We start from the raw sequence: 8061 nt of genomic DNA on the forward strand, positions 1-8061 counted from the left end.
CCCGCTCGCCAGCCGTCGGCGGCATCAACGGAAATAGGCGGCATCACCGGCCCCTTGGGCCCTCAGATGGAGTGAGACAGTGACGACGACGCGGACCCTCGCCCCGGCCGACCCATCGGACGGGGCCCCGATCAGCACCGTCGCGGTGGTTGGCCTGGGATACATCGGCCTGCCCACCGCCGCGGCCCTGAGCAGTGCCGGCCTGAGGGTCATCGGCGTGGACACTTCCGCGTCGAGAGTCGAGGCCGTGGGCAGGGGCGAGCCCCCCTTCGTCGAGGAGGGCCTCAAGCAGGCCGTCGCCGAGCAGATCATGAGGGGCAGGCTCACCACGCAGCGGACCATGCCCCGGGCCGACGCCTACGTCGTCGCCGTCCCCACGCCCCTGGCCGCCGGCCATCGGGCGGACCTGGGCAGCGTCGACGCCGCGGGGGCGGCCATCGCGCCGGTGCTGGCCGGGGGCGAGCTCGTCATCCTGGAGTCGACGTCGCCGCCGGGCACTACGGCGCGCTTGGCCCGCGCCATCCAGGCGGCGCGCCCCGACCTGGCGGTCCCGCTCACCGAGCAGGACGACGCCGGTGGCGCAACCACCCGTGCCACGCCCCCCGCCGCTCGCGCGCGGCGCGCCGGCGCGGCCGTCGACGTCGTCCACTGCCCCGAGCGGGTGCTGCCGGGGCGGGCGATGGCCGAGATCGTCGAGAACGACAGGATCATTGGCGGGCTCACCGCCCGAGGGGCGCGGCGGGCCATGAGCCTCTACGCCGCCTTCTCCACCGGCGAGCTCCTGCTCACCGACGCGCGCACGGCGGAGCTGGCTAAGCTGGCGGAGAACGCCTACCGGGACGTCAACATCGCGTTCGCCAACGAGCTCGCCGCGATCTGCGCCGACCAGGGCGTGGACCCCTGGGAGCTCATCGAGTTGGCCAACCGGCACCCGAGGGTGTCGATCCTCGATCCCGGGCCCGGCGTGGGCGGGCACTGCATCGCGGTGGACCCCTGGTTCATCGTCGAGGCCGCCCCCGAGCGGGCGCGGCTCATCCGCGCCGCCCGCGAGGTCAATGACGCCGCGCCCGGGCGCGTCGTCGAGCAGGTGCTGGGCGCCGTGAGGGGGCAGGCTGCCCCCACCATCGCGGCGCTGGGGCTCGCCTTCAAGGCCGACGTCGACGATCTGCGCGGATCCCCCGCCCTGGCGATCGTCGAGGCGCTGGCGCGGGCGCTCCCGCGCGCGCGGATCATCGTCGCCGAGCCGCATATCGACGCCCTTCCGGAATCCCTGTCCGGCTGGCCCAAAGTGAGTCTGGCGCCCATCGAGGACGCGGTGGCCCAGGCGAGCACCGTGGTCCTCCTCGTGGACCACCGGGAGATGCGCGACCTCGATCATGCGGCGCTCGCCGGCAGGGCGGTTATCGACACCCGGGGCCTCTGGCGCCAGCGGAGACCCTGAACGTTCGCTGAAAATTACCAGGTCAAATGCTGTTTCTGTGAGGTTGTCCATGGAACTGCGGCCATCGGGCGGGTGACAGGATGGGCTTGATCGGCCATACTCGGTGTCGAATCGTGATCTTCGGTTCTGAAGGTGCTCTGGCCTCTCCCTGAGGAGTTCTTCGATGCGTCGCGTCATCACATATGGGACATTCGATCTCCTGCACTACGGGCATATCGAGCTGCTCCGGCGCGCGAGGGCCCTCGGCGACTATCTCGTGGTCGCCCTGTCGTCTGATGAATTCAACGCCGGGAAGGGCAAGAAGGCCTACTTCTCCTACGGGGAGCGCCGGGCGATGCTCGAAGCCATCCGCTATGTCGACCTGGTGGTCCCCGAGAACAACTGGGAGCAGAAGGTCGATGACCTCGTCAAGTACGAGATCGACACCTTCGTCATGGGTGATGACTGGACGGGTCGGTTCGATGAGCAGCTCGGCGGTCTCTGCGAGATCGTGTACCTGCCCCGGACGCCTGAGATCTCGACGACTCAGATCAAGGGCGATATCGCCCAGTCCTGACCCCTCCCTGACATCCCGCGAGAACGAGCACGAAGGAGGCCCGATGGCCGAGGACAGCCCCGACCCCTCCACGACAACCGCGTTGAAGTCGATTTGGCGCGCTGTGGTGCCCAAGCCCGTGCGGCGGTCGCTCTACCACCGGCGCCATCAGGCCGCCGAGCAGGGCCAGCGGCCATCCCACCTGCCGCCCGTGCTCGCGGCCGCCGCCTCCACCGAGCCGGTCCAGCACTCCATGACCACCGGCCCCAAGCTCTCCGTCGTCATCCCGGTGTACAAGGTCGAGGAGTACCTGGACGCCGCCGTCGAGTCCGTGGTCAAGCAGACCTACGAGGACATGGAGATTATCCTCGTCGACGACGGCTCGCCAGACCGCTGCGGCCAGATGTGCGATGCCTGGGCCACCCGCGACCCCCGCATCCGCGTGCTCCACAAGCCCAATGGCGGGCTCTCCGACGCGCGCAACGCGGGAATGGCCATCGCCACCGGGGACTTCATCGGCTTCGTCGATTCCGATGATCTCCTGGACCCGCGCGCCTATGAGCGCCTCATGGGCGCCCTGGAGCACAGCGGATCGGATATCGCCACGGGCAACGTGCTCCGATTCCAGGGCGAGAGGAAATGGCAGGGCTGGAACCAGGGGTACTCCCACGACCAGTCCCTCTACCCCGAACTCGCGCCCGGGTCGAGGGTGGCCACCGGCGTCCAGATCCAGGACCACCCCGAGCTCATGTTCGACACGACCTCCTGGAACAAGGTCTACCGGCGGTCGCTGCTGGCGGCTAATGGCATCGACTTCCCCGTCGGCAAGCTCTACGAGGACATGTTCCCCGTGGCCCGCGCCTATGCCGCGGCCTCGGCGATCGACGTCGTCTTCGACTCGGTCTACCTCTACCGCGAGCGCGAGGACCGCTCCTCCATCACCCAGAAGCGCGGGGAACTCAAGAACCTCGTCGACAAGATGGAGATGGTGGACCGCACCTGGGACCTCGTCGCCGATCAGGACAACTCCGAGGTCCTGCGCGACACCCTTCTGTTCAAACTGCTCGAGGGGGATCTGCCCGTCTACGCCCCCTACCTCGGGAACGATCCCGAGTTCGACCAGGCCTACATCTCAACCCTCACCCGCTACTGGCCGTATGTGACCCCCGAGCTAATGGCCCGCATCCCCCTGGGCCGTCGGGCTCTCGTGGCATGGCAGGCCCGCGGCGAGATCGCCATGGCCGATCGCGCCGAGGCGTGGATCAACCGCCATTTCTTCGACATCCCCATCATCGAGGACGAGCGGGGCATCCGCGCCGATCTCAGCGTCAACACCGAGATGCTCGCCCCCCTCATCGAGGGCGGCTACGACTCGATGAGCCGCTACGCCAGGCCCCGCTGCACGGTCACCGAGGCGCAGATCCACGACGGGCTGCTCACCGTCGAGGGCTACGCCTTCCTCGACATCCTGCCCACGGGCAGCGAGCAGGTTATCTCCTTCGAGTTGCGCTCCACCGACGGGCTGACCGTGCCTATCGAGCACCGCCGCGTGCGCAACGAGTGGGCCAACGGCTCCTGGCCCGCCGGCACCGGGGACCGCGAGGACTGCGGCTTCATCATCTCCGAGCCCCTGGCCGCCCGCCTGCCGGCGCTCCCCGAGGAGCCCGGCGCGTCGCGGTCCTGGAGCCTGTGGTACTCGGTGGCCTCGCGCAGCCACGCCTCCGACTTTGAGGAACTGCGCCCCGTGTGGCGCGGCGGGGCGATTCGCCTGGGGGACACCGCTATCTCCGACGACGGCTGGAGGGTCTCCATTGACTGGTCCTCCTGGACCAGGCCCCTGACCTTGGACCAGCGCCGCTTCTCCTTCATGGCCACCCGCGTCGTCGAGCGCGACGCCAGCCTCGCCACCGTCATCCGCTGCGTCGACGGCTCACCGATCCGCGAGGCCCGCTACATCCGTGACCACGACTCCACCACCCTGCCCGCGGTGCTCAGGGCCGCCGATGGCGCCGTCGAGGCCTCGATGTCCATGTCGAGGGTCCCGGGCCGTGACGTCCCCAAGGGGGCTCGCAATGGCTGGCACCTGGAGGTCAAGAGCGCCCGCGGGGACTGGGAGCGGGTCGTGCCCGCCCAGGGCCTCGTGCGCGAGCGCCCCGACCGGGCCTGGTCGGTTCGCGGCGACTCCGACGGCTCCCTGTGCCTCGTCGATGGCGCCTCCTCCCTCATCGTCGATGAGATCACCTATGAGGACCACGCCTGGCGCCTGACCGGGCGCTGCCCCGCGGAGGTCGACCCCGCCTCCACGGTGTCCATGTGGAGCGATCAGGGCGCCTTCGAGCACTGCGGCTTCGAGATCCCCACGCCCGGGCGCTTCGCGGTGACCATCCGCCCCTGGAAGAAGGGCTGGTACGCCGACCGCGAGATCGCCTGGAGGACGGGGGAGTACCACTTCTGGCTGCGCGTGGACGGGCGGGACTCCAAGTACCGCATCCGCGCCAATTCCTCGCTGCTCCAGACCACCCTCCAGATGAACATCTGGGACGGCGCCCTGCACTCGCGCTTCCACATCTCCGCCGACTCCCTGGACATGACCATGCGGGTCGACGAGGGCCTGCTCCACACCGAGCGCGGGCGCCACAACCGATTCCGGCTCCTGGGCAAGTGGAAGACCGCCACGGGCATCGAGCCCATGGACGCCGCCGTGTTCGCGTCCTTCATGGAGGGGCACGCCGCCGACTCGCCCCTGGCCCTCTTCGAGGAGCTCAAGAGGCGGGGAACCGACCTGGACCTCTACTGGGCCGTCAACGACGGCTCGGTCATCGTGCCCGACGGCGCAACCCCGCTGCTCAAGGGCTCCACGAAGTGGTTCGAGGTGCTCGCCCGGGCCCGCTACGTCGTCAACAACGTCGGCGGCATCGAGGGCTACGGGAACCGCCCCTTCCAGCGCTACCTGCAGACCTGGCACGGCACGCCGCTCAAGCACATCGGGCGCTCCCACATTGAGGAGACGCCCTGGGCCTACGCCGTGGGCGCCCTGCGGGGCCGCGAGGAGAGCGCGGAGTGGGACGGCCTCGTCTCGCCCAACCCCTTCTTCTCCTCCATCGCCGCCCGCGAGTTCTTCTACGACGGCCCGATCCTGGAGATCGGCTACCCCCGGAACGACCGCCTCGTGCGGGCCGACGACGCCGAGCGCGACCACCTGCGCTCCCGCTTCGGCCTGCGCCCCGACGCCCGCGTGCTGCTGTACGCCCCGACCTTCCGCGAGACCGGCGCCGGCGGCCAGGTCTCGGCCATGCGCGAGCTCCTTGACCTGGACCGCCTGGCCGCCGACCTCGGCGAGGAGTGGACCATCATCCTGCGAGGGCACAACTACAACCGCCGGGCCTCGGCCAAGGACGCCAGCCGGTCCCGGATCCTCGACCTGACCGAGCACCACGACATCAACGACCTGCTCATCGTCTCCGACGCGCTGGTCACGGACTACTCCTCGGTCATGTTCGACTACCTGTGCACCGGCAAACCGGTGTTCAACTACGTTCCCGACCTGGAGGACTACACCGCCTCGCGCGGGATGTACATGACCGTGGGGGACTGCGCCGTGGGGCCCCTCCTGCACGAGCAGGACGCCCTCCTCGCCGAGATCCAGGGCATCGGGGCCTACGACGAGCGCTACGGGGACCGCTACCGCCAGCGCGCCGAGTTCTTCGTCCCCTGGGACGACGGTCACGCCTCCGAGCGGGCGCTTGGCGCCCTCATGACCTGACCGACCGACAAGCCGCGACATCCCAGCCCAGCACGAGGAGGAACAGTGGGAGTCTTCGACGACGTGGGGACCGTCCGCCAGGAGGCGGGCAGTAGGACCGTGACCGTGGGCCTGCCCTCGCTCGTGGCCTCGCCGCGGGCGATCCTCAGGCCCACGACCATGGCGCCGCCGGACCGCCTCAGGGTCACCGACGAGCGCCTGGGCGCCGACACCACCCTCATCGCCCTGGCTCGCCAGGACCCGGGATTCAGGGCGGCGCTCAAGGAGATCACCGCCGAGGGCTACCTCGTGGCCGGCGCCGGCGACGGCGAGGGCGTCCTCGTGCGCCGCGACTGCGTCGGCTCCTTCTGGGACGAGGTGCGCACTGGTGAGTGCTCGCTGACCCGCTCCGGCGTCGCCTACTCCTACCAGGAGCCCGAGTGGGGACTGCCCGCCCGCTACCTCGTCGTCGTCTTCTCCGGCATGCACTCGGACTGGAACTACCCCGGGCTGGACCGCTACATCTTCCCCCAGTTCCGGCACGTTGGGTCCCTCACGCCCCCCGGCACCGCCGTGCTGAGACTGGGTGACCTGGGCGGCGTCTCCGGCTCCTTCTTCATGGACACCGCGGACGCGCCGTCGAACTGCGATGACATCTCCGAGCTCATCGTGGCCGCCATCAACAGGCTCGGCCTGGAGCCCCAGCGTGTCTGCCTCATCGGCCCCTCCAAGGGGGCCACCGGCGCCGCCATCCACGGGCTGCGCCTCCACCTGCCCTTCATCGCCGTCGACCCGATCGTCGACGACACCTTCTACCGGGAGGAGCGCGACGACCAGCACTTCACCGGCGCCCCCATCTTCCCCAGGCGCGTCGAGGAGGTCCTCGCCGAGCTCATCGACGAGCCCGGATCGGCCTCCCCGCCGCCCTGCGCGGTCCTGACCGCCCGGGGCTCCGAGATCTGCTCAGACGCCCTCGCCTTCGCCCGGGACCTGCGCCGCCCCTGCGCCGTTTACGAGTCCGATGACCCCAGGGTCGACGCCCACCCCGGCGTGGCGCGCGCGGTCCTCGGGCCCGCCATCGCCGCGCTCAACGCCATCCTGCTGGGGATCCCGGTGGGCAGCACGAGCGCGGCGCCATCGACCAGCGCCCGCGAGAGTTGAGAGGTACCGAGATGGATTACCTAGACGGTGTCGAGCTCCTGCCCCGTCGCCCCCACAAGGGCGTGTGGGACGTCCCTCTCGACGACTTCGCCTCCGACCCGGCCAGCTTCCAGGCCGCCCTGGCCGACCGGGACCCCGACTTCATCCGGGTCGCCGACGCCGCGATCACCGGCCCCGGGGGCCCCATCGGGGTGGGGCGCGCCGACGCCCGCCTCCACGCCCTCCACAAGTTCCTGGCCGGCAAGGGCTATTTCATCTGGGAGGGCGGCGACGGCGTGGCCAAGTACATCGCCCGCGGCCGGATCCGTGGCTTCTGGGAGCCCATCACCTCCGGTGAGATCTCCATGACGAAGGACGGCGTCCTCTACCAGATGATCCTGCCCGAGGGCGGCAACGCCCTGCGGCGTCTCGTCGTGGTCTTCTCAGCGATCCACACGAACGACAACGAGGCCTCCTTGTGGAGGTACTTCCCCCACCACTACCAGCACCTGCGCGGGCTGATCCCCGGGGACACCGCCATCCTGCGCATCGGCGACCTGGGGGGCGTCGTCGGCTCCTTCTACGGCGACACCCTCGACGCCCCGGGCAACGCCACCGCCATCAGCGCGCTCATCGCCCGGGTGATCCGCTCCTTCGAGATCCCGCCGGCGCAGGTCTGCCTCCTGGGCTCCTCCAAGGGCGCCACCGGCGCGGTGCGCCACGGGGTCGCCCTGGGCCTGCCCTTCGTGGCCGCCGACCCCGTGCTCGGGGACCAGTACTACGAGAACTCCCGCGACGACGCCCACTTCACGGGCCCGGAGGTCTTCACCTCCACCAAGGACGCGGTCTTCGCCGAGCTCCTGGCCTCCGAGCGGCCCACCGGCGCCAGGGGCGTGTTCCTCACCTCCCCGCAGTCGCCGCAGCACGACATGGTCGCCCAGTACGCCCAGAGCCTGGGGCGCCCCACTCTCCTCTTCGACTCCTCGGACTACAGGATCATCGACCACCCATGGGGGCCCGGAGCCGTCCTCGGCCCGACCATCATGGCCGTCAACGCCCTCATCCTGGGATGGTCCCTGCCTGAGGGCGCCATCGAGCTGTGAGCATGCGGCGCGCGCTGTGGCACCTGCGCCACGGCGGCCCGGCCGGCCTGAGGGAGCACCGCCGCCGCCAGCGCGCCGCCCGGCCAACCGCGAGCCGGCG

At 70.2% G+C, this 8061-nt stretch carries 5 protein-coding genes; all 5 read left to right on the top strand.

Annotation, left to right across the window (positions count from 1 at the left end):
- Positions 1 to 79 precede the first annotated feature (79 nt).
- Positions 80 to 1441: a UDP-N-acetyl-D-mannosamine dehydrogenase gene (wecC, locus tag GVV75_RS08850; protein WP_159524468.1), complete on the top strand. Its 1362-nt coding sequence runs from the start codon at positions 80 to 82 to the stop codon at positions 1439 to 1441.
- 163 nt (positions 1442 to 1604) lie between these two features.
- The gene (gene tagD, locus GVV75_RS08855) at positions 1605 to 1997 is read left to right on the top strand and encodes a glycerol-3-phosphate cytidylyltransferase (RefSeq protein WP_159524467.1); all 393 of its coding nucleotides are present in this window, start codon (positions 1605 to 1607) and stop codon (positions 1995 to 1997) included.
- 43 nt (positions 1998 to 2040) lie between these two features.
- The gene (locus tag GVV75_RS08860) at positions 2041 to 5739 is read left to right on the top strand and encodes a bifunctional glycosyltransferase/CDP-glycerol:glycerophosphate glycerophosphotransferase (protein WP_159814371.1); all 3699 of its coding nucleotides are present in this window, start codon (positions 2041 to 2043) and stop codon (positions 5737 to 5739) included.
- 45 nt (positions 5740 to 5784) lie between these two features.
- The gene (locus GVV75_RS08865; protein ID WP_159524465.1) at positions 5785 to 6879 is read left to right on the top strand and encodes an XcbB/CpsF family capsular polysaccharide biosynthesis protein; all 1095 of its coding nucleotides are present in this window, start codon (positions 5785 to 5787) and stop codon (positions 6877 to 6879) included.
- 11 nt (positions 6880 to 6890) lie between these two features.
- Entirely contained in the window at positions 6891 to 7961 is a 1071-nt protein-coding gene (locus GVV75_RS08870; RefSeq protein WP_159524464.1) for an XcbB/CpsF family capsular polysaccharide biosynthesis protein, read from the top strand.
- Positions 7962 to 8061: the final 100 nt, after the last annotated feature.

Origin of the sequence: Actinomyces sp. zg328 (assembly GCF_009829635.1) — a bacterium.
Classification (GTDB): Bacteria; Actinomycetota; Actinomycetes; order Actinomycetales; family Actinomycetaceae; genus Actinomyces; species Actinomyces marmotae.